The sequence below is a fragment of the Kitasatospora sp. NPDC040550 genome (assembly GCF_055594965.1).
Map to the genome: position 1 here is coordinate 46,689 of NZ_JBVIWC010000001.1, position 21,497 is coordinate 68,185.

At 72.8% G+C, this 21,497-nt stretch carries 17 protein-coding genes; 5 read left to right on the forward strand and 12 right to left on the reverse strand.

The features are described 5' to 3' along the window. Nucleotides 1-46: 46 nt before the first annotated feature. Genes ACZ58X_RS00255 through ACZ58X_RS00275 form a run of 5 tightly spaced genes read right to left on the reverse strand, consistent with a single transcriptional unit; the run spans nt 47 to nt 5,871 of the window. Nucleotides 47-823 carry a 3-oxoacyl-ACP reductase gene (locus ACZ58X_RS00255; RefSeq protein WP_470331397.1) on the reverse strand — a complete coding sequence of 259 codons (777 nt, stop codon included), beginning with the start codon at nt 821-823 and terminating at the stop codon, nt 47-49. Continuing rightward, entirely contained in the window at nt 820-2,193 is a 1,374-nt protein-coding gene (locus tag ACZ58X_RS00260) for an aldehyde dehydrogenase family protein (protein ID WP_470331398.1), read from the reverse strand. Before ACZ58X_RS00260 ends, ACZ58X_RS00255 begins: the two co-directional genes overlap by 4 nt. Continuing rightward, a complete protein-coding gene (locus ACZ58X_RS00265) occupies nt 2,190-2,903 on the reverse strand; it encodes a gamma-glutamyl-gamma-aminobutyrate hydrolase family protein (RefSeq protein WP_470331399.1) in 714 nt (237 codons plus the stop codon). Before ACZ58X_RS00265 ends, ACZ58X_RS00260 begins: the two co-directional genes overlap by 4 nt. Beyond that, a complete protein-coding gene (locus tag ACZ58X_RS00270) occupies nt 2,900-4,258 on the reverse strand; it encodes a glutamine synthetase family protein (protein ID WP_470331400.1) in 1,359 nt (452 codons plus the stop codon). The genes ACZ58X_RS00265 and ACZ58X_RS00270 overlap by 4 nt, the downstream gene beginning before the upstream one ends. Further along, nucleotides 4,255-5,871 carry an amino acid permease gene (locus ACZ58X_RS00275; protein WP_470331401.1) on the reverse strand — a complete coding sequence of 539 codons (1,617 nt, stop codon included), beginning with the start codon at nt 5,869-5,871 and terminating at the stop codon, nt 4,255-4,257. Before ACZ58X_RS00275 ends, ACZ58X_RS00270 begins: the two co-directional genes overlap by 4 nt. 213 nt (nt 5,872-6,084) lie before the next feature. On the opposite strand from ACZ58X_RS00275, the gene ACZ58X_RS00280 reads away from it, so the two are divergent. After that, the gene (locus ACZ58X_RS00280; protein WP_470331402.1) at nt 6,085-6,834 is read left to right on the forward strand and encodes a FadR/GntR family transcriptional regulator; all 750 of its coding nucleotides are present in this window, start codon (nt 6,085-6,087) and stop codon (nt 6,832-6,834) included. 82 nt (nt 6,835-6,916) lie between these two features. Here the strand turns inward: ACZ58X_RS00280 and ACZ58X_RS00285 are convergent, their stop codons facing one another. Next, nucleotides 6,917-8,458 carry an alpha/beta fold hydrolase gene (locus ACZ58X_RS00285; RefSeq protein ID WP_470331403.1) on the reverse strand — a complete coding sequence of 514 codons (1,542 nt, stop codon included), beginning with the start codon at nt 8,456-8,458 and terminating at the stop codon, nt 6,917-6,919. A 767-nt stretch (nt 8,459-9,225) separates the two neighbouring features. Here ACZ58X_RS00285 and ACZ58X_RS00290 point away from each other — a divergent pair. Continuing rightward, nucleotides 9,226-9,687 (forward strand): DUF2199 domain-containing protein, encoded by a 462-nt coding sequence (locus ACZ58X_RS00290; RefSeq protein WP_470331863.1) that lies wholly within the window; start codon nt 9,226-9,228, stop codon nt 9,685-9,687. A gap of 384 nt (nt 9,688-10,071) precedes the next feature. Here ACZ58X_RS00290 and ACZ58X_RS00295 read toward each other — a convergent pair whose 3' ends face one another. After that, entirely contained in the window at nt 10,072-10,668 is a 597-nt protein-coding gene (locus tag ACZ58X_RS00295) for a restriction endonuclease (RefSeq protein WP_470331404.1), read from the reverse strand. Between the two features lie 640 nt (nt 10,669-11,308). Here ACZ58X_RS00295 and ACZ58X_RS00300 point away from each other — a divergent pair. After that, complete coding sequence (locus ACZ58X_RS00300) at nt 11,309-11,815, forward strand: GNAT family N-acetyltransferase (protein ID WP_470331405.1); 507 nt, start codon at nt 11,309-11,311, stop codon at nt 11,813-11,815. A 303-nt stretch (nt 11,816-12,118) separates the two neighbouring features. Here ACZ58X_RS00300 and ACZ58X_RS00305 read toward each other — a convergent pair whose 3' ends face one another. Continuing rightward, the gene (locus ACZ58X_RS00305; protein WP_470331406.1) at nt 12,119-13,012 is read right to left on the reverse strand and encodes a LysR family transcriptional regulator; all 894 of its coding nucleotides are present in this window, start codon (nt 13,010-13,012) and stop codon (nt 12,119-12,121) included. A gap of 118 nt (nt 13,013-13,130) precedes the next feature. Here ACZ58X_RS00305 and ACZ58X_RS00310 point away from each other — a divergent pair, with 118 nt between their 5' ends. Next, nucleotides 13,131-14,219: an alcohol dehydrogenase catalytic domain-containing protein gene (locus ACZ58X_RS00310; protein ID WP_470331407.1), complete on the forward strand. Its 1,089-nt coding sequence runs from the start codon at nt 13,131-13,133 to the stop codon at nt 14,217-14,219. A gap of 68 nt (nt 14,220-14,287) precedes the next feature. Here ACZ58X_RS00310 and ACZ58X_RS00315 read toward each other — a convergent pair whose 3' ends face one another. Beyond that, nucleotides 14,288-14,893, reverse strand: coding sequence for a helix-turn-helix domain-containing protein (locus ACZ58X_RS00315; protein WP_470331408.1), 606 nt, complete (start codon nt 14,891-14,893; stop codon nt 14,288-14,290). A gap of 114 nt (nt 14,894-15,007) precedes the next feature. Between ACZ58X_RS00315 and ACZ58X_RS00320 the strand changes: the two genes are divergently transcribed. After that, a complete protein-coding gene (locus ACZ58X_RS00320; protein ID WP_470331409.1) occupies nt 15,008-15,826 on the forward strand; it encodes an MBL fold metallo-hydrolase in 819 nt (272 codons plus the stop codon). Nucleotides 15,827-15,944: 118 nt separating this feature from the next. Here the strand turns inward: ACZ58X_RS00320 and ACZ58X_RS00325 are convergent, their stop codons facing one another. The 3 genes from ACZ58X_RS00325 to ACZ58X_RS00335 form a co-directional block, all read right to left on the reverse strand. Further along, the gene (locus tag ACZ58X_RS00325; RefSeq protein WP_470331410.1) at nt 15,945-18,842 is read right to left on the reverse strand and encodes a DUF5682 family protein; all 2,898 of its coding nucleotides are present in this window, start codon (nt 18,840-18,842) and stop codon (nt 15,945-15,947) included. Continuing rightward, nucleotides 18,839-19,954: an ATP-binding protein gene (locus tag ACZ58X_RS00330; RefSeq protein ID WP_470331411.1), complete on the reverse strand. Its 1,116-nt coding sequence runs from the start codon at nt 19,952-19,954 to the stop codon at nt 18,839-18,841. The genes ACZ58X_RS00325 and ACZ58X_RS00330 overlap by 4 nt, the downstream gene beginning before the upstream one ends. 93 nt (nt 19,955-20,047) lie before the next feature. Next, nucleotides 20,048-21,493, reverse strand: a complete 1,446-nt coding sequence (locus ACZ58X_RS00335; protein WP_470331412.1) for a VWA domain-containing protein — start codon at nt 21,491-21,493, stop codon at nt 20,048-20,050. Nucleotides 21,494-21,497 lie beyond the last annotated feature (4 nt).

Here is a 21,497-nt window from a genome sequence, read left to right on the forward strand (position 1 = left end):
CACGCTTCGCGGTACGGGCGCAGCGGGATCCGGAGTCCGGCCGCGGCTACTGCGGGGTGACGTAGGCGCCGGAGATGCCACCGTCGACGAGGAAGGTGTTGGCGGTCATGAACGAGGAGTCGTCGGAGGCGAGGAAGGCCACCGCGGCGGCGATCTCCTCGGGCTCGGCGAAGCGGCCCAGCGGGATGTGCACCAGGCGGCGGGCGGCCCGCTCCGGGTCCTTGGCGAAGAGCTCCTGGAGCAGCGGAGTGTTCACCGGGCCCGGGCAGAGGGCGTTGACGCGGATGCCCTCGCGGGCGAACTGCACGCCCAGCTCGCGCGACATGGCCAGCACGCCGCCCTTGGAGGCGCTGTAGGAGATCTGCGAGGTGGCCGCGCCCATCACGGCGACGAACGAGGCCGTGTTGATGATCGAGCCCTTGCCCTGGCGCTGCATGTGCGGGATCGCGTACTTGCAGCACAGGTAGACGCTGGTGAGGTTGACCTCCTGGACCCGCTTCCAGGCCTCCAGGCCGGTGGTGAGGATGGAGTCGTCGTCCGGCGGGGAGATGCCCGCGTTGTTGAAGGTGATGTCGAGGCGGCCGTACTCGTCGACGGCCCGCTGGAAGAGGTCGCGCACCGCGGCCTCGTCGGTGACGTCGGCCTGGATGAACAGGCCGCCGACCTCGTTCGCGGCCTTGGCGCCGGTCTCGGGGTCGAGGTCGACGCAGACCACCTTCGCGCCCTCGGCGGCGAAGCGGCGGGCGGTCGCCAGGCCGATGCCGCTGCCGGCGCCGGTGATGACGGCCACGCGGCCGTCGAGTCGCTGGGTCATGGTGATCATTCCTCCGTGGAGATGAAGACGTTCTTGGTCTGGGTGAAGGCGTCGAGGGCGTCCGGGCCGAGCTCGCGGCCGAGGCCGGACTGCTTGAAGCCGCCGAACGGCGTGGTGTAGCGCACCGAGGAGTGCGAGTTGACGGAGAGGTTGCCGGCCTCGACGCCGCGCGAGACGCGCAGCGCGCGGCCGAGGTCCCTGGTCCAGATGGAGCCGGACAGGCCGTACTCGGTGGCGTTGGCGATCCGCAGGGCGTCCTCCTCGTCGCGGAACGGGACGACGGCGACGACCGGGCCGAAGATCTCCTCGGTGAAGGCGCGGTCGTCGTGCCGCACGGGCGCGAGGACGGTCGGCGGGTACCAGAAGCCGGGCCCGTCGGGGGCGCTGCCGCGGAAGGCGACGGCCGAGGCGTCCGGGACGTACGAGGAGACCCGCTCGCGGTGGGCGGCCGAGATCAGCGGGCCCATCTCGGTCTTCTCGTCGGCCGGGTCGCCGACCCGCACGCCGCGCACGGCCGGCTCCAGGAGTGCCATGAAGTCGTCGAAGGCGGAGGCCTCGACGAGGATCCGAGAGCGGGCGCAGCAGTCCTGGCCGGCGTTGTCGAAGACGGCGTAGGGCGCGGTCGCGGCGGCCTTGGCGAGGTCGGCGTCGGCGAAGACGATGTTGGCGCTCTTGCCGCCGAGTTCGAGGGTGACGGGCTTCACCTGGGCGGCGCAGCCCGCCATGATCTCCTTGCCGACCCTGGTCGAGCCGGTGAAGACGACCTTGCGCACGTCGGGGTGCGTGACGAAGCGCCCGCCGACGACCGGGCCGCGGCCGGGCAGGACCTGCAGCACGCCCTCGGGGATCCCGGCCGCCAGGGCGAGTTCGGCCAGGCGCAGCGCGGTGAGCGGGGTGAGCTCGGCCGGTTTCACGATGACGGTGTTGCCGGCGGCGAGCGCCGGGGCGAGGGCCCAGGCGGCGATCGGCATCGGGAAGTTCCAGGGCACGATGACCCCGACGACGCCGATCGGCTCCTGGAAGGTGACGTCGATGCCGCCCGCGACGGGGATCTGCCGGCCGAACAGCCGCTCGGGGGCGGCCGCGTAGTACTCGATGACGTCCCGGGCGTTGCCCGCCTCCCAGCGGGCGTTGCCGATGGTGTGGCCGGCGTTGGCGACCTCCAGGGCGGCGAGGTGCTCGCGGTCGGCGTCGACGGCGGCGGCGAAGGCGCGCAGCAGCCGGGCGCGGTCGGCGGGGGCCACCCGGCGCCAGGTGTCGAAGGCGGCGCGGGCGCGGGCGACGGCGGCGTCGGTCTCGGCGAGGCCGGCCAGTTCGACGGTGGTGATCACCTCCTCGGTGGCGGGGTTGACGACCTCGAAGAGGTCCGGTTCGGTCATCGGGGGCTCTCCCTCTGGCTGGCGGTGATGAACGCGTGGAACAGGCGCAGGTCGTCGGGGTCGGTCTCCGGGTGCCACTGGACGCCCAGGGCGAAGCGGTGGCCGGTCAGTTCGAGCGCCTCGACCGTTCCATCGGCACTGTGCGCGGTGGCCTGTAGGCCGGTGCCGATCCGGTCGACGGCCTGGTGGTGGTAGCAGGACACCTCGGTGGCGGGCCCGAGCACGGCGGCGAGCCGACTGCCGTCGAGGACGTCGACCGGGCGGCGGACGAAGCGGGCGGGGACGATCTGGTGGCTGTCGTCGGGCAGGTGCTGGACGAGGGTGCCGCCGAGTTCGACGTTGAGCAGCTGCATGCCGCGACAGACGCCGAGCACCGGCAGGTCCCGGGCGAGGGCGGCGCGCAGCAGCCGGCTCTCCCAGTCGTCGCGGGCGTGGTGGGGCGGGCCGGTGCGCGGATCGGCGGTCGCCGCGTAGCGGGCCGGGTCGATGTCCGACCCGCCGGCCAGGACGAGTCCGTCGAGGGCGTCGAGCAGGCGGTCGACCGCGCCGGGCTGGGGCGGCAGCAGCACCGGGATGCCGCCCGCGCGGACGACGGAGTCGACGTACGTCTGGGGCACGAGCGAGGCGCGCTGGTTCCAGACCGACCAGGCGGCTGCCTCCTGGTAGCTGCTGATGCCGATGAGGGGCGGTCGGCGGTCCTCGTGGGTCACAGCCGCTCGAATCCGCGGCGCCGCTCCCAGTCGGTCACCGCCCTTTCGTAGGAGGCCAGTTCGGTGCGTCCGGCGTGGGTGTAGTGCCGGACGACGTCCTTGCCGAAGGCCTCGGTGGCGACGGCGCTGCGCTCGAAGGCGTCGACCGCGTCGCGCAGGGTGGCGGGCACCCGGGGCGCGTCGGAGGCGTAGGCGTTGCCGGTGAACTCCGGCTGGAGTTCCAGCTGTTGCTCGACGCCGTGCAGTCCGGCGGCGATCAGGGCCGCGACCGCGAGGTAGGGGTTGACGTCCCCGCCGGGGACGCGGTTCTCGAAGCGCAGCGACTGGCCGTGGCCGACGACGCGCAGGGCGCAGGTGCGGTTGTCGCGGCCCCAGGCGATCGCGGTGGGCGCGAAGCTGCCGGGGACGTAGCGCTTGTAGGAGTTGACGGTGGGGGCGAACAGCAGGGCGAAGTCGGCGAGGCAGGCGAGCTGACCGGCGAGGAAGTGCTCCATGGTGCGGGAGAAGCCGTACGGGCGGTCGCCGGCGAACACCGGCGCGCCCTGCTCGTCGCGCAGGCTCAGGTGGATGTGGCAGGAGTTGCCCTCGCGTTCGTCGTACTTCGCCATGAACGTGAGGCTGCAGCCCTCCTGGGCGGCGATCTCCTTGGCGCCGGTCTTGTAGACGGCGTGGTTGTCGCAGGTGGTGAGGGCGTCGGCGTACTTGAAGGCGATCTCGTGCTGGCCGAGGTTGCACTCGCCCTTGGCGGACTCGACGGTCAGCCCGGCGCCGGCCATGCCGTTGCGCAGGCGGCGCAGCAGCGGCTCGATGCGCCCGGTGCCGAGGATGGAGTAGTCGACGTTGTACTGGTTGGCCGGGGTGAGTCGGGTGTAGTCCTTGTCCCAGGCCTGCTCGTAGCTGTCCCGGAAGACGATGAACTCCAGCTCGGTGGCGGCCTGGGCCTGCCAGCCGTAGCCGGCCAGGCGGTCGAGCTGGCGCTGGAGGACCTGGCGCGGGGAGACGGCGACCGGGGTGCCGTCGTGCTGGACGACGTCGCACTGGACCATGACGGTGGCCGGGTGCCAGGGGACGGACCGCAGGGTCGCGAGGTCGGGGCGCAGCGTCAGGTCGCCGTAGCCGTTCTCCCAGGAGGAGACCTCGTAGCCGTCGACGGTGTTCATGTCGACGTCGACGGCCAGCAGGTAGCCGCAGCCCTCCGCGGCGCCGGTCACGACGTCGTCGAGGAAGTACTGGGCGGCGACGCGCTTGCCCTGGAGGCGGCCCTGCATGTCGGTCATGGCGAGCACGACGGTGTCGACGGACCCGTCGGCGACGCGGGTGCGCAGCTCGTCGAGGGTGAGCCGGGGGGTGGTCATCGGGTCTCCTGTTCGGTGTCCCGGGTGTCGGGGGCGGGCGGGGTGCCCAGGTCGGACGCCGGGGACGGCGCGGAGGACTCGGAGGAGGCGGCGCCGACGTGCGGCCCGGTGAACCAGTGCCGGGCCGAGGCCAGCCACCAGATGCCGGCGAAGCCGACCACGACGGCCACGGCGACCGGGGTGTAGTTGAAGCTGTCGACGGTGATCGGGCTGGCGGTCGGCAGCATGAACAGGACGGTGATCACCACCGTCCAGACCACGGCGACGACGCCGATCGGCCGGCTCCAGCGGCCCAGGTGCCACGGGCCGCGCGGGAAGTCCTCGCCCTGGCGCAGCCGCAGGTACACCGGGATGACGTAGGAGATGTAGAGGCCGATGACGGAGATCGAGGTCACGGCCGTGTAGGCGGTGTTGTTCCAGAGCGCGGGCAGTCCGAGCAGCAGGGCGCCGCCGGTGGCGAGCCAGACCGCGTTGGTCGGGGTCTGGGTGCGCGGGGAGATGCGGTGCCAGAGCCGGGAGCCGGGCAGGGCGCCGTCGCGGGAGAAGGCGTAGATCATGCGGGAGTTGGCGGTGACGGAGGCCATGCCGCAGAAGAACTGGGCGCCGATCACGATGAGCAGCAGGAACTGGGCGCCGCCGGAGCCGATCGCGTCGATGAAGATCTGCGCGGGCGGGACCTGGGTGTCGCTGTTGAGCGCGCCGTCGTAGTCGCGGATCGCGAAGGTGATGCCGAGCAGCAGGATCCAGCCCGCCACCAGGGAGACGGTGATCGCGTTGACGATGCCGCGCGGGCCGGAGCGGGCGGCGTCCTGGGTCTCCTCGGTCATGTGCGCGGAGGCGTCGTAGCCGGTGAGGGTGTACTGGGCCATCAGCAGGCCGAGCATCGCGACGTAGAACTGGCTGTGGAACCCGGTCTGGTTGACGAACTCGGTGAACACGAAGGAGGCGGAGGCGTGCCGCTCGGGGAGCAGCGCGAGCGCGCCGACGATGATCGCGACGCCGATCAGGTGCCACCACACGGAGACGCTGTTGAGGACGGCGACCAGGCGCACCCCGAAGGTGTTGAGCAGGCCGTGCACCACCAGGATGACCGCGAAGATCTCCATGGTGTGCGCGGGGGTGGCCGCGGCGCCGAAGCGCAGGTCGAGGAACGCGTTGGTGAAGAAGGCGGCGCCGTAGTCGACGCTGGCGGTCACCGCGACCTGGCCGAGGAAGTTGAACCAGCCGGTGAACCAGCTCCAGGCCGGGCCGCGGCTACGGCTGCGGGTCAGCTTGGCGGACCAGTAGTAGAGCCCGCCGGCCGTCGGGTAGCTGGAACAGATCTCGGCCATCGCCAGGCCGACGCAGAGCGTCAGCAGGCCGACCACCGGCCAGCCCCAGATGATCAGGGCCGGGCCGCCGGTCTTCATCCCCGTCCCGTAGAGGGTCAGGCAACCGGAGAGGATCGAGACGATGGAGAAGGAGACGGCGAAGTTGGAGAAGCCCGACATCGAGCGGGCCAGCTCCTGGGTGTAGCCCAGCTCGCGGAGGCGTTGTTCGTCGGCGGAAACGGGGGAAGAGTCCAGCGGAAACACGGCGGGGCCAGGGTGGTCGGGTGAGCGTGCGTCGGTCATGGGCACCCCTGGGGGTTGAGGGTGTGCCGGGGTGCGCGCGGCCACGACGGCGTGGCACACCCGCCCCGGCGGCTTCGACGGTCGGACGGCTCTTCAATGGTCTAAAGTCAGACCATTGGGTGGGTGAGCAGCATCGTTCCGGCTGGACGGTGGCCACGTCAAGGGCGGGACGGCAACGAGTGCGGAAGATCCGATCGCAGGTACGATTCCGGCGTGGACGTGGATGTGACACGTGAGCAGGCACGGCTCGACTGGGAGGCCGGGGCGATCTTCCGCCCGATCCGGACCGGCAACGCCTTCGAGGAGACCGTCGAACGGCTGCTCCAGGCGATCAAGCTCGGCGTCTTCCGCCCCGGCGACCGGCTGCCCGCCGAACGCGACCTCGCCGCCCGGCTCGGCGTCAGCCGCGAAACCCTGCGCGAGGCACTCCGCACGCTCCAGCAGGCCGACTGCGTCGAACCCCGCCGCGGCCGCTACGGCGGCACCTTCGTCACCTACCGGATGCCCGAACCGGACGTCGCCGACCTGCGCCGCGCCGCCCGCGACCTCGGCGGCGCCCTGGAGGACGCGCTGACCTACCGGCAGGTCCTGGAGGTCGGCGCCGCCGAGGCCGCCGCCCGGCGCCCCCTCTCCCCCGCACAGCGCGCCCACCTGGAGGACCGGCTCACCGAACTGGACGCGGCCCCGGCAGAGCAGTACCGCCAGCTGGACTCCCGCTTCCACCTCGCCATCGGCGAACTCACCGGCTCCCCCGCCCTCGCCGCGGCCATCGCCGAGGCCAGGATGCGCCTCAACGACCTCCTGAACGCGATCCCCATGCTGGACCGCAACATCGAGCACGCCGCCGAACAGCACCGGGCCATGGTCCACGCGATCCTCGCCGGCGACGGCGACGCCGCCCGCCGCGCCACCGAGGAACACCTCGCCGCAACGGCCTCCCTGCTCCGCGCCTTCCTCGCCTGACACCGGCCCCGGGCCGATGTCAGGCACCGGCCCCCGGGTCAGGTGCGACGGAAGCCCCAGCCTCGGGTTCAGGCCCCGCAGCTCAGGCCCCGCAGCTCAGGTCCTTCGCGGGCAGCCGGCCCGTGGTCAGGTACCGGGTGACGCTGTCGTCCGCACAGGACGGGCCCGCCACCACGACACCGTGGCCCTCGCCGCCGACCACCGTGACCATCCGTGCGCCGTGCAGTGCCCGCCGCATGCCCTGTGCCATGGCCAGGGTCGCCTGCGGGTCCCACTGGTTCTGCACGATCAACGCGTTGACGTCGTTGTCCACCACGGTCGCCGGCTCGGTGGCCGCCGACTTCCAGAACGCGCACGGCATGATGCCCGCCCCCAGGTCGCCGGCCAACGGGTACTCGGCCCGGTCCCGGATCGCGTCGCGGCGGTACCGCTCGGGGTCGCGCGGCCAGCTCCGGGTGTCTCCGCAGAAGACGGCCCACGCGACGGCGGGCATGTTGTCCGCCGGAACGGCCGCTCCGAACGCCCCCGCGCGCGCCGTGTCCGGTCGGTTCGGGCCCGACTCACCCGCTGCCGCGGCGCCCGGCTCCGTGGGCCCGGCAGGTGCCGGCGCCCCGCCGGCGGCGGCGGCCCTCAACGCGACGATCCAGGGGGTCACCGTCTCCACCCGGACGAACGCGGCGTACCCGGAGCGGATGGCGTCCCCGTCGAGTGTCCCGCCCGTCGTGGGGACGGGCGTCCGGTCGGCGTGGGCGATCAGGTCCCAGAACGCCTTCCGGACCTCGGCCGGAGTCCCGCCCAGCCCGTACGTGGTGTTGCGGGCGGCGGCCCACTCCGTCCAGCGGGTGAAGGCGAGTTCGGCCCCTGCCGACCACCCCCGCAGCGATCCCCGCCACGCGAGCGCTGGATCGAGCGCGCTGTCGAGGACGACCCGGTCCGAGCGCCGGGGGAACATCTGGGTGTAGACCGCGCCCAGGTAGGTGCCGTACGAGTGCCCGAAGTAGGAGATCCTCCGCTCCCCCAGCGCCGCCCGGACGACGTCCATGTCCCGCGCCGTGTTGCGGGTGGTGATGTGCGGAAGGACGTCCCCCGCCTTGGCCCAGCACTTGTCGGCCACCGTACGGGCCCGGGCCACGTCCCGGGCGAACGTCGCCGCCGCGTAAGGGTGTTGGAAGGCCTGCTCGTCCGCCGTCAGGTCGCAGCCGATCGGCGAACTCTGCCCGACTCCGCGCGGGTCGAACCCGATCAGGTCGAACCGCTCCCGCACTCCGGCCGGCAGCAGCGGCTGCATCTCCACGGGCATGGTCAGCCCCGGACCGCCCGGGCCCCCGGGATTGATCAGCAGCACGCCGTGCCGCTCCTTCGGCCTGCTCGCCTTGATCCGCGATATCGCGAGGTCGATCCGCCTGCCCCCGGGGTCGCCGTAGTCCAGCGGCACCTTGACCTTGGCGCACTCGAACTCCTCCGGGCGGTCCGCGTCGCAGCGCTCCCAACGGAGCCCCTGCCGCTCGTACGGCTGGAGCGGATCTCCCGCCGCGAAGGCCGTCGCGGGAGTCAGCGCCGCCAGGACGGCGGCTGCAACACCGACCGTCAGTGCGGGAATCGTTCGTGCGCCGTGCCGAGCCATGCAGTTCCTCCGTGCGGAGTCGGTGTCCGGGATCACCTCCAGTCTTCGGTCCGGCGCATCCGCATCTCGTACGGCGCGAGGACGGGCCCATGATCCAACCTGCGGCGTACACCGACACGCCGCCGTACTGCTGGCGTCTCACTGCCCGCCAACCGCCCATCGGGGTGGACCCCGATCCGGTGACCGCCACCCTTTCCGCTCCCGTGCCCAACATCCGACCGCACGAAGGCCGTTGCCCGAGGAGCGTCCCCGAACCGCTCCCGGACCGCTCCCGGACGGACCCGGGTGAGGTGAACCGCCCCTCAGCGGAATCCGTTCACTTGGCGTGGAGGAGGTGGTGAGGCGCCTGTGCCTGGACCCCGGCCGTCAAGCCCCGTCAACCCGCCGCCGCGTACACCGGGGCGCATCTGCGTCCCATCCGCCTCGAAGCTGGAACGGGCTGCCCCCGAGAGGCCGTCTCGGGGTGGATCGGGGAGGTGCTGGGCCCGCCGCCCACCCCGGTGCCACGAGTACGCCGTCGACCTGGTCCGGGTCGGCCTGGCCGACCCGGACCGGGAACCGGACGCGAGGCGTCGACGCCCTCTGCTCGGTGACGAACGACAAGGACGTACGGATCTCCGTGCTCGCGATACTCGGCCGCCCCGCCGCCGGTCCCGGCAGGCGGAGTGCCCCGACAGGCGTCGGGTCCGATCAGTAGGCTTCCGCCCATGACCAGTGATCCCGGATTCACCTGCTCGTGCTGCGGCGCGCACCACGCAGAACTGCCGATGAACTACTCGGCAACGGCCCCCTACGTCTGGGACCCGAGCTTCGACGGAGCCCCGGACTGCCTGCTCTCGTCGGACCAGTGCGTCATCAAAGCGCAGCACCACTTCGTCAAGGGCCTGGTCGAGATACCGGTCATCGGCAGCAGCGACGTGTTCTCCTGGGGCGTCTGGGTCTCCCTGAGCCGCGAGAACTTCTCCCGCGCCGCAGACCTCTGGGACACACCAGGGCGTGAATCCGAGAAGCCGTACTTCGGCTGGCTGACCACCGAGCTGCCCGTCTACGCGTCCAGCACCGTCAACCTCAAGACCCGCCTCCACACGAGGCCCCTCGGCCAGCGCCCCCTCATCGAGCTCGAACCCACCGACCACCCCCTTGCCGTCGAGCAGCGGACCGGAATCACCATGGCTCGCGTCCGCGAGATCGCCGAGGCCGTTCTGCACCCGGCCGACGACAACCCGTAACCCCGAAAGCCGACGGGGAGCCGACCCAGCAGCTCCCGGAGATGGACGAGGGCGAGCCCTTCGCGCGCATCGGCCAACGCCCCCTCTTGGTCGGCTGCGGCTCCTTCCACCGGCTGACCGCATTCCCGACCGGCCGGCTACGACGGGCACGCCACCCGTCACGGCGGCCCCGGCGCTCACCGGTCCGCCTCCCCCGGAGAGAGCGCCATGACCGCACCCACGAGCCGTCGGACCGCCGGTCCCTGCCCGCAAGGCTCGTCGCCGAAGGACTCGGACCCGTACGAATTCGGCATTCTCGTCCCGTTGTTGTGGCCGCCCTGGTGGTCGGGTTCCGGGCCGCGCGGCCGCGGCATCAGGTGCCATGGCCGGGCGCTGGGCCGGGGGTCACGCCCAGGGCGGGCCGCCCGTACCCTCCGCCCACCGGGCGAGCGCCCGCCGGTCGACGGCGCGGATGCCGACCCGCGCGCAGAACGCGGCGGCGGCCTTGGTGAACGAGCTGGTCGTCACCACGGCGGCCAGGTCGCAGCGGTGCACGTCGCGGTACGTGCCGTTGACCCGCTGGACGTCCTGCGAGCCGACGAACGTCCGTGGCCCGTACCGCTTCGCCTGGATGAGGATCCGCTGTCCGGTCGGGGTGGTGGCCAGCACGTCCGCCGCGAGGTCCCCGGCACCGCCGACCACCGAGACCTTCGTGCAACCGTCCCGTCGGCACAGGTCCGCCAACGCGTGCTCGAACGCCGTCGGGCTCATCGCCAGGAACGGCCCGATGTGGCGCAGCTGCGCCGCCCGCGTGTCCAGCTCCCGCTGCCGCGCCCGGACGCGCGTGCGCAGCACGGCGACGCCCGCCCCCACGCCCGCGAGGACCAGCACGGCCACCAGCAGCAAGTGCTGGGCCAGCCACTGCACCACCACCGAGACCAGCACCAGGACGATCGCTGCCGCCACGCCCAGCAGCAGCGCGTTGTCCCGCGCCTGCCGCACCCGGCGGGCCCTCCGCGCGGCGGTCGACCGGCGTCGCCGAACAGGTCCACGGGCCACGGCACTCCCCCTTCGCGCCACAGTGTTCGTGCGAGCGTAGAGTCCGCTCCTGCCCGGCCACCTGCGAACTCGGTGAATTCCCCCGGCTACGGCTCCGAGTTGACCGGATCCCGGCGGCCGACGACCGAACACGTCACGCCCCGCAGTGCTGTTCTCCGGGGCCCTGCGAGCACGGGTTCGCATCGCGCCGGGCCATGGCGTCGCGCCTCGACCAACGCCCCTGACCGGGGAGTGAAGCAGTGCAGCACCCAGAGGAAATGAGCATCCGTCAGCTCACGACCCGGGCTCGCGGCAGGATGGTCAGAGCTCCTTGACTCCTCAACCGCTTCACCGTCAGCTTCTGTCGCCATCACTCCAACGACGACCATCGGCCGACGGCCAGGAACCCGCAAAGCCGCTGCATCGCTGCAGGTCGTGAAGGGTCCTCCCCCGCACCTGCGGGCGTCAGCCGCTGACCGGAGGGATGCATGTTCTGGGGAACGTGGGCTGCCTGGGCTTGCGGGGGGGGCGGCCAGGGGTCGACGGGCGCGCTGGTTCGGGAGGCTCGGGGCGATGTGTCGGCGGGCGTGGGTAGCGTGGCGGGATGGGTAGGACTGTCACGTATCTGGAGATGACCGGTCTCGGGGAGCTGCGGCCCGGGCGCGTTGTGTCGGCGTTGGGGCTGCGGCGGGAGGAGGGGCTGTCAGCTCTGGTGCGGTCGGTGCAGGCGCGGGTCGGTGCGGCCTACGGGTGGCGTAGTGCGGCGCGGTCGGAGCGGGAGTGGGAGGAGTTGGCGCGGGCGCATCCGCTCCGGCAGTACTGGCTGATCGTGTTGGAGGGCGAGACGGCTGGGATCACCGCGCTGGAGCCCTTGGCCGGCGGGGAGGTGGAGATCCGCACCTTCGGGCTGCTGCCGGAGTACGTCGGCCGGGGGCTCGGCGGACATGCGTTGACGCTGGCACTGCAACAGGCCTGGGCGACCGAACCGTTGGAGGCGGAGGTCGTGCGCAGGGTGTGGCTGCACACCAACTCCGACGACCATCCGAACGCACTCGTCAACTACCAGCGCCGGGGCCTGCGCGTCTACCGCACCGAGGCCGGCGGGCTGTAGGCGGGCCTTCTGCTCGACCTTGTTGACGGCCTCGATCTGCTCGGGGGCGCCGGCGCCGGCGATCTTGGAGTCGCCGTCCGAGTAGGGGTGCCACGGCCGGGCGAAGGTCTTCCTCGGTGGCGCGATGGCCAGGGCGCTGACGGTGCGTTGGCGCATGCCGCCGGAGACTCGTGCGGGACGGACCTGGCGCGTTCGCGCGGGTCGGGGTTGCCGACCAGGACGAAACACCCCCGCAGTCGAGGGGCATCGAGCCCCGTCACCCGGTCACGTTCACGGGGGCCTTGGGCCGGGCGTCCACCCCGCTCAGGCGGTGGCGATGACGGCTCGGGTGACGGCCGTGACGGTCGGGGTCGGGCGGCCGGGGAGTCGGGCCACCAGGATCCGGCGGATCTCGGGCGGGGCGCCTTCGACGTGCAGCAGGCTCACCCCGGGCGGAAGGAGCGGCGCGAGCCGGGACGGCACCGTCGTCACTCCGAAGCCGCCGGCGACCAGGTGGAGCTTCGTCAGCCAGTCGCGCGCGGAGTGGACGATGCGTGGCCGGCCGGGCAGGCCGGGCCAGACGCCGAGCAGCGGTTCGGAGTTCGACGCCGGGGTGGCGATCCACCGGGCGTCGAGCAGTTCGTCGACGTGCACCGTGGTGCGGCCGGCGAACTCTCCGGTCGAGGGCACCGCCAGGACCAGTTCGGTGTCCGCGACGGTCTCGACGTGCAGGCGCGGCGACTCGCCGTCCAGGGGGCGGTGGGGCGGGCGGGAGGTCAGCACGGCGAGGTCGATCGAGCCCGCGCGCAGGGCCCGGACCAGGGTGGGCGTGCTGCCCTCGGTGGTCGTGACGGTGATCTGCGGGTCGGTCGCCGCGAGGCGGGCGAGCGCAGGGGGCAGGATGCCCGCGCCCGCGCTCAGGAACAGTCCGAGCCGCAGCAGTTCGGCCTGCGGCGCGGTGCCGGTGAGGTCGCGCTCGGCCGCGGTCAGGCTGTCCAGGATCGTACGGGCGTGGCGCAGCAGGGTCAGGCCTGCGGGTGTGAGCCGCACTCCGTCGGGGCGGCGCTCGAACAGGGCGGTGCCCGCGCTTCGTTCGAGCGAGGCGGCCTGGCGGGAGATCGCCGACTGCGTGTAGCCGAGCCGGGCGGCGGCTGCGGTGAAGCTGCCGGACTCCGCGATCTGTCGCAGGACCCGCAGGCCGGTGCTGGTGACGTCCATGCCGCATACGCATACCACACATGCTCGATCGTCGCTTCCCGCATGTGCGTCGGGCTCCTAGGGTCGATCCCGACGAACACGGACACACGGACACACGGACGAACACGGAGGTCAACACGTGCGAGCAGCGGTCCTGACGCGGTTCGGCGCCCCGCTCACGGTGCGGGAGGTGCCCGACCCCGAGGCCGGCGGCGGCGAGGTGGTGGTCCGGGTGCTCGCCGCCTGCGTGGCCCCGTACGCGGCCGAGGTGTTCGGCGGCGAGCGGAAGTACCCCCTCGTGCCTCCCGTCGTGCCCGGCATCGGCGGCGTGGCGCGGGTCGTCCGGGTGGGCCCGGACGCCACCCGGCTGCGGGTCGGCGACCTGGTGTGGTGCGACTGCACGGTGCGCTCGCGGGACGACGCCCTGACGCCCGACATCACCCTCCAGGGCTGGAGCTCGCGCGGCGAGGGCGGCGCGCGGCTCGCCCGGCACTTGCACGACGGGTCGTTCGCCGAGCTCATGCGGGTCCCGACGGAGAACGTGTTCCCGTTGCCCGCAGCGGCCGGGGACGACCCGGCGCGCTGGGCCGCGCTCGGCGTGCACGTCATCCCGTACGGCGGGCTGCTGGCCGGCGGGCTCGCGGCCGGTGAGACGCTGCTCGTCAGCGGGGCCACCGGCAACCTGGGCAGCAGCGCGGTCGCGCTCGCGCTGGCGATGGGGGCGGGCCGGGTGGTCGCCCCCGGCCGCAACCGGGCCGCGCTCGACCTCCTCGCCGACCGGTTCGGCCCGCGGGTGCGCCCCGTCCCGCTCACCGGGGACGAGGCCGACGACCGCGCCGCGATGGCCGCGGCGGGCGACGGCCCGATCGACATGGTGCTGGACCTGCTGCCGCCGAGCGCTCCCAGCTCGGTGGCGCGCACGGCGGCCATGACCGTGCGCGAGTACGGACGCGTGGTCCTCATGGGCGGCGTCGGCATGCTCGGCGGCGACGACCTCGCACTCCCCTACCCGTGGATCATGCGCAACTCGGTCACCGTGCGCGGCCAGTGGATGTACCCGCGTACGGCGAACGTCGGCATCATCCGGCTGCTCGCCTCGGGCGCCCTGGACCTCGCCCCCGAACGGGTCCGGTCGTTCGGCCTCGACGAGGTCAACGAGGCCGTCGCGTACGCCGCCTCGCACGGCGGCCCCTTCGACCGCACCGTCCTCATCCCGTCGGCTCGCTGACGGGGCGGGGCGGGGCAGCCACGGCCGGGCGGTTGGACGGCTGGGCGGACGGGCGGGCGGACGGGCGGTCAGGTCCTGCGGGAGATGACCATGAGGTATCCGCAGGGGGCGTCCGTCCGGTTGGCGAAGCCGTGGTCGGCGTCGGCCTGGAAGTACAGGGAGTCGCCCGTGTCCAGGGTCTCGCTGATCCCGCCGATCATGACGGTGAGGGTGCCGTCGAGGACCACGAGCTGCTTCTCCGTGCCGGGTGGGTACGCGGGCAGCAGTCCGGTGGAGACGTGCGCGGGGAGGTGGTGGACGATCATCTCGGATCGTCCCGCACCCGGGGCCGCCGACACGATGTGCCGCTCGAAGCCGGTCTCCGGGTCGCGGTAGACGGGGCGCTCGGCCCTGCGCATGACCACGGCCACGCCGGACGCGGCGGGGGGCGCGCCGACCAGGTCGGAGAGGGAGACCTCGAGGGCGTGGGCGATCCTGGACGCGACACCGATCGTCGGGCTCTTCTCGCCGCGTTCGACCTTGGACAGCATCGCCCGGCTGACCGACGACCGCGTGGACAGCTGCTCCAGCGTCAGGCCCGCCTCCTCGCGGTGTCGCCGTACGTTGCCGCCGAACGCGCCGGCCGGCTCGTCACCGTGCTGCGCGTTCGCCGCGTTTCCGTCCTGCCCGACCACTGTGCTCCTCGATCGATGGGTGTCCCGCTGCCCACAGTGTAAGGTTTCTCCTAAAGAAGATCTGATCTCCGATAGGAGACGCGCTATGTGCGCCCGACACGACGGAGCGGTTCCATGCGTTTGATCTCAAGTGGCCGGCACCACGCCACGTTCGACTTCGGCGACCTGCGGGTGACCTCGCTGCGCGACGGCTACATCGACATGCCGCCGACCCGCCTGCGCGACGAGGACGGCCGTGCGCTCGCCGAGCTGCCGACCGCCGTCCCACTGGCCAACGACAACCTGCGGCTGTCGGTCAACGCCTTCCACGTCACCGACGGCACCCGCTCGCTCCTCGTCGACACCGGAGCGTCCAACGCCTGGCACGACCCCACCATGGGGCTTCTCCACGACGCGCTCGACGAAGCGGGGATCGACCGCGCGCACATCACCGACGTGGCCATCACCCACCGGCACGAGGACCACGTCAGCGGCCTGATCGCACCGGACGGCTCCCAGGCCTTCGCCCGACTCGAGCGCGTCTGGATCGGCGCGGGCGACGTCTCGGTGTTCACGGGACGGCTCGCGCCGGTCCGCGACCGGGTCGTCCCCGTGTCGCAGGAGGTGGCGATCAACGACTGGGCCACCGCCGTCCCGACCCCGGGCCACACTCCCGGCCACACCGTCTACCACGTCAGGAGCAGAACCGGCCACCTCCTCGTCTGGGGCGACACCGTGCACGTCCCCACCCTCCAGTTCGAGCAGCCGAACGTCTCCTGGGAGCTCGACGGCGACCAGCCCCGGGCCCGCGCCGCCCGCGCCGCCCTCCTCCAGCAGCTCACCCGGCCGCACCACTTCGTCGCCGGTGCCCACCTCGACTCCCCCGGCATCGCCCGCGTGTCCCCCGCCGGGAGCGGCTACGCGCTGGAGTACCTCGCGCCACCGATCGGCTGACCGGGCCCGTCGGCCCCGTCCTGACCGGGTGTCAGGACGGGGTCGGGTGTCAGGCCGGGGCCGGGACAGGCCCGACGGACGACGGACGACGGCGCAGCGGCGGCCGCTCGCGCTCCGCTCAGGCGGCGCCGAGCAGGGACGCCAGGGCGCCGGCCGTCTCGGGGTGCCGGCCGAGCAGCGCCGAGCCCGCCGGGGTGTGCGGCGCCGTCCAGGATCCGTCGCAGTCCAGGAGGACGGCGAGCGCGTCGCAGCCGGCGGGGTGTGCCGCGAGCAGGGCGGATCCCCGTCCGGCCGGGCTGCTGCCGGGCCGGGCCGGCTGGGTTGCCGGTGCGAGCCACGGCGGCACCCAGGCGTCCAGTTCGGCGAGTCGGCCGGGGAAGATGCGTCCGGCTTCCTTGGTGAGCTTCGGGGCGAGCTCGACGCCGCCGCTGCGCAGGGTGGTGATCAGGGTCGGCAGCCACGGCAGCAGCACCGGGTCGGGCAGGCGGGCGAAGGCGTGGGAGACGGCCTCGACGACGAGGTCGACCAGGCCGGGGACCGGCTCCAGCGCGTGGAGCAGCCCGCTGAGGTAGCGCGGGTAGGCGGGCAGCAGGAGCGGATTCCCGAGCAGTTCGTCGCAGCGCTCGCGCAGGTCCTGGCGGGTGAGGTGGCCGAGGTGGACCTGCGCGGCCCACAGCAGGGCGCGCTTGGACTGGTCCTGCGGGTCGGACCGGGCGACGGCGAGCTCCAGCTGGGCGCGGTCTCCGCCCAGGGACAGGGCCAGACCCTCCATGCTGAACAGGAAGCTCAGCATGGCCGCGACCTGGCGCACCGTCGCCGTCTCGTCGGTGAACGCGGTGGGCAGCAGGGCGCAGTAGTGGGCGTACCCAGCCTCGGCGAAACGCTCGATCCACCGGGGCAGAACCGGCTCGCTGGTGCGGTAGAAGGCCAGCAGCTTCCGGACCCGGCGCAGCACCTCGGGGGCGCCGTCGACGCTGCGCTCGGTGGTCAGCACCTGGAGGGCGCGGGCCCCGAGTTCGTCCGCGAGCCGCCGGCTGCCGAGGTACCGGATCGCGTCCTCCACGGTCCGTAGGACGACTGCGGCGTCGGCCTGCGGGGCGGTGGCCTCGCGGCGCAGGCGCTGCTCGAGGACCTGTTCGAGGGTGACGCCCTCGTAGCCGAGCTCGATCAGGGCGCGCTGGTGGGTGCCGAGCGAGAGGTCCCAGGACTCCTGCTTGGGTTCGTCGCCGAGGGTGCGCTCGCCCATGATCGGGCGGGCGGCGTCGGGGATCAGGTGGCGCAGCATCCAGAGCACGTCGGAGCAGGGGCGCAGGTCGGGCTGGGACTTGATGTCCAGCAGCGCGCGCTTGACGCCACGGGCCTGGAGGTTGAGGCCGAGCGGGGCGAGGCGGTCGTGGACGTCGCGGGCCAGCGGGGGCAGCGACTCGTAGCCGACCTGGCCGATCCGGTCGCCGCCCATCATGATCTCGACCAGGCGGCGGACGTCGCGCCGGCCGGGCACGGTGTCCTTCTCGATGCAGGTGACGGCCGCGTCCTGGAAGTCGTACGGGGTCGGGCGGGCGCGGTCGCGCAGGCCCGCGAGGAGGATGGACGTCTCGTACACGGCGATGGCGTCGGCGGTGGAGGCGAGGTAGCCGTTGCGGCGGGCCGCGCGCACGATCTCCACGGACCAGCCGAGCAGTTCCTCCTGGTCCAGCCGGTCCAGGACGGGCGGGCGCCGCAGGAACCCGGACAGCTTGTCGGTGCGGTCGGCCTCCGCGACGGGAACGGGGGCGACGGTCCGGCCGGCGGGGGCGGCCGTCCTGCGGGCGCGGGTGGCCTTGGCGCCCGCACCGGCCTGGCCTTTGAGCCGGTAGGGCTGGACCCGGGTGCGCTTGAGGTTCTTCTCCCACTGGGCGGCGGCGATCGACACCGACCCGCCTTCGAGGCCGAACTGCCGCTCGATGGCGCTGTGGCTGGAGGGGATCAGGCCGTACTGCCACTCGGTGGCGGTGCGCGGGGGCACGGCGAAGGTGTCGGTGCCATCCAGGCCGAACTCCTCGACCCGGCTGGCGGCGTGGAAGGCGCCGCAGATGTAGACGCTCTGCGCCGGGTCGGCGCCGGTGGCGGCCAGGTGCTCGCGGATGCGGGTCCACATGTACCGCTCGCGGTCCTCGTCCACCCGCACCCGGGCGGCGTCGCCGGGCGCCAGGCGGCGGAAGAGGCTGCCGATCAGGAACATGACCTGCCGGTAGGTGTCGTGGTCGGCGTCGCCGAGCGGCCCCTCGACGTACTGGTGCCACCACTCCGACCAGTGCCGCACCTTGCCGTGGCGCAGCAGATGCCGTTCGAGGTCGGCGAAGCGGGGCCGCAGGTCGCCCAGTTCGACGCCGACCGCGTCGCCGTGGAGTGCGGCCTCCTCGGAGGGGGTAGCGCCCGGGGCAGCCGTACCCGTCCGCGGGGCCGGGTCGGTCGGGGCGTCGGCGGCCTCGGCAGCGTTCCCGGCGTCCGGACGGGGCTGCCACTGGAAGACGTGGTCCGAGGACCGGTCGACGAGGACCAGGTCCACGCCGGGCGTCTCCAGCGCGTACGCGATGGCCTGGTACTCGGCGGAGGCCTCGGTGATCGGCGCGACCACGGACAGCGGCGCCCAGTCGGCGGGGAACCCGTCGATGCGGGTGGCGAAGGCCTGGACGGCCACCGGCAGGCGGCAGTTGCGCAGCTCGGTGAGCAACGGGGCCAGGTCCTCGCACAGTTCGAGGAAGACCGTCCTCGGCTGCCGGGCGCGCAGGTGGCGGGCCATGGCGGTGGCGGAGGCGGGCGAGTGGTGGCAGACCGGGAAGATCTCCAGCGGCTCGCGCAGGGCGCGCTCGACGTCGCTCACGAGGCCGTGGAGGATGCCGTCCAGGGCGCCCGGCCCGTCCGCGAACTCGACGGCGGCGGCGTCGAGTTGGGCGCGAAGCGCGTCGAAGGCCTCGACGCTGTCGGGGCCCGGGCGCCCGCCGACGGCGGGCACCCGGGTGGCGGCGCGGCTCATGCGAGCGCCTTGAGGGTCTCCAGGCCGGCGGCGAGGAACTGCGGCCACTCGCCGCCCTCCTGCTCGCTGCGCTGGTGGACGGTGTTGGCCAGGTACTTGGTGAGGATGCTGGTGTCCTCGGGCGCGCGGCGGCTGAGCGAGGCGACCAGGGAGGAGCCGAGGGCGTGGGCGGTGAGCGCGCGCTCGCCGAAGAAGTCGCTGTGGAGGATGGCGTCCTCCAGCACGCCGATCTGCTCGGCGGTGGACAGGGCCGACTCCAGTCGCTCGTCGTCGCCGGCCGCCGCCGTCGCGACGGCGCGCAGGTCCTCGAAGGAGCGCAGCAGTACGTCCAGCAGGGTGGGCGGCACGTCCAGTTCGATCTGGTGGCGGCGCAGCAGCTCCTCGGTGCGGAAGCGGACGATCTCCGCCTCGCTCCGCTTGTCCGTCACCACCGGGATCTGGACGAAGTTGAAGCGCCGCTTGAGCGCCGACGACAGGTCGTTGACGCCGCGGTCGCGGCTGTTGGCGGTGGCGATCACCGCGAAGCCGGGCTTGGCGAACACGGTGCCGTCCTCGCCGTTCAACTCGGGCACCGACACGTACTTCTCGGAGAGGATGGAGATCAGCGCGTCCTGGACGTCACTGGTGGAGCGGGTGAGCTCCTCGAAGCGTCCGATCGTGCCGGTCTCCATCGCGGTCATGATCGGCGAGGGGATCATCGACGCGCGCGACTGGCCCTTGGCGATCACCATGGACACGTTCCACGAGTACTTGATGTGGTCCTCGGTGGTGCCCGCCGTGCCCTGCACGACCTGGGTGGAGTTGCGGCACACGGCGGCGGCCAGCAACTCGGCGAGCCAGCTCTTGCCGGTGCCGGGGTCGCCGAGCAGCAGCAGGCCGCGGTCGGAGGCGAGCGTGACGATCGCCCGCTCGACCACGCTGCGCTCGCCGAACCACTTCTGAGCCACCTCGCGCTCCAGGCCGTCGGAGGGCTCGGAGCCGAGGACGAACGTGCGGATCATCTTCGGGGAGAGCCGCCACGTGGACGGCTTGGGGCCGGAGTCGACCGACTCCAGGTAGTCCAGCTCGTCGGCGTACTTGGTCTCGGCGGGGGCGCGGAGCATGTCGGACATCGGGCAGGAGCCTTTCTGCGGCGTGGGGTTGGAGGGTTCGGGGTTCGGGGTTCGGGGTTCGGGAGTGACGTGGGCGCGGCGCGGGGCGCCGGGTCAGGTGAGGAACGTCTTGAGCTCGTGGACCAGCTTGCTGATGTGGCCGGAGACCACCGGGGTGCCCTGGTCCTTGAACCGCGCGCGGAACCACGGGTTGACGCTGCCCCGGCCCGCGCTGGTGACCGAGCCGACCGGGATGAACTTCGCGCCGGAGCGGTGCACGGCGGCCATCTGCGCGAGCAGCTCCTCGCCGCGCCACTCGTAGAAGTCGGAGATCCACACGACAACCGTGTTGCCCGGCTCGGCGATCTTCGGCTGGGCGAGGGCCATGGCGACCGTGCCGTCGGTGCCGCCGCCGAGCTGGGTGCGCAGCAGCGTCTCGAACGGGTCGTGGACCCACGGGGTGAGGTCGACGGCGCGGGTGTCGTAGGCCACCAGGTGCACGTCGACCTTGGGCAGGCCGGCGAAGATCGAGGCGAGGATGGTGCAGTTGACCATGGAGTCGACCATCGAGCCGGACTGGTCCACGACCACGATCAGGCGCTGCGGCGTCGTCCTGCGGGTGGTGTGCCGGTAGTAGAGCCGGTCGACGTAGAGCCGCTCGTCGTCGGGGCTCCAGTTGACGAGGTTCTTCTCGACCGTGCGCTTGAGGTCGAGGTTGCGCCACACCCGCTTCGGCAGCACCGAGCGGTCGAGCTCCCCCACCGTGGCCTTCTCCACCTGGGTGCGCAGCACCTCCGCGACCTCGTCGACGAACCGGCGGATCAGGGCCTTGGCGTTGGCGAGCGCGGTGCCGTCCAGGTTGCCCTTGTCGTGCAGCAGTTGCTCGATCAGCGACATACTCGGGGTCAGGCGGGCGGCGAGCTTGCTGTCCGCGAGGACCTCGCGCAGGCGCATCCGCTTGACCAGGTCCGCCTCGATGGCGGCGAGTTCGGGGCCGATCACGGGGATCAGCGTGGACAGGTCCGGGGTACCGGGGGTGCCGGTGCGTAGGCCGGTGCCGGCGTGGCGGCCGGCGCGCAGCTCTCCGGGCTTGCAGCCGAGGGCGCGCTCCAGCCATCCGGCGTCGGACTGCCAGCGGGAGAGCTGCCCAGCGGTCACCGTGCCGGAGCCGGTGGCGAGGGCGTTGAGGAGGATCTTGGAGTACAGGGCCGCGCGCCGTACCTCGGCGGCCCGGTCGCGGGCCCCGGCGGGGGCGGCGGCGGGGGTGGAGGCTGCAGCGTCGGCGTCGGCGTCGGGTGCCAGGAGGCCGTCGAACTCCGCTGCCAGGCCGGGGTGGCGCTGGACGAGCGAGTCGACAGACGTACGAGGGTCCAGCAGGCCCGCGGGCAGGCCCAGGTCCTCGACGACGGCCAGGCTCGCCGTCTCCAGGGCGGGCTGTTCCGCCGGGTCGAACAGGCGCGCCAGCAACTGCCAGTACAACACCTGTCGGCGGTTCCCCTCGGGGTCCGCGAGGGGGGCGCCGTTCCCCTCGGTGGAGGTGGCGGTGGGGATGGAGGTCATGGGT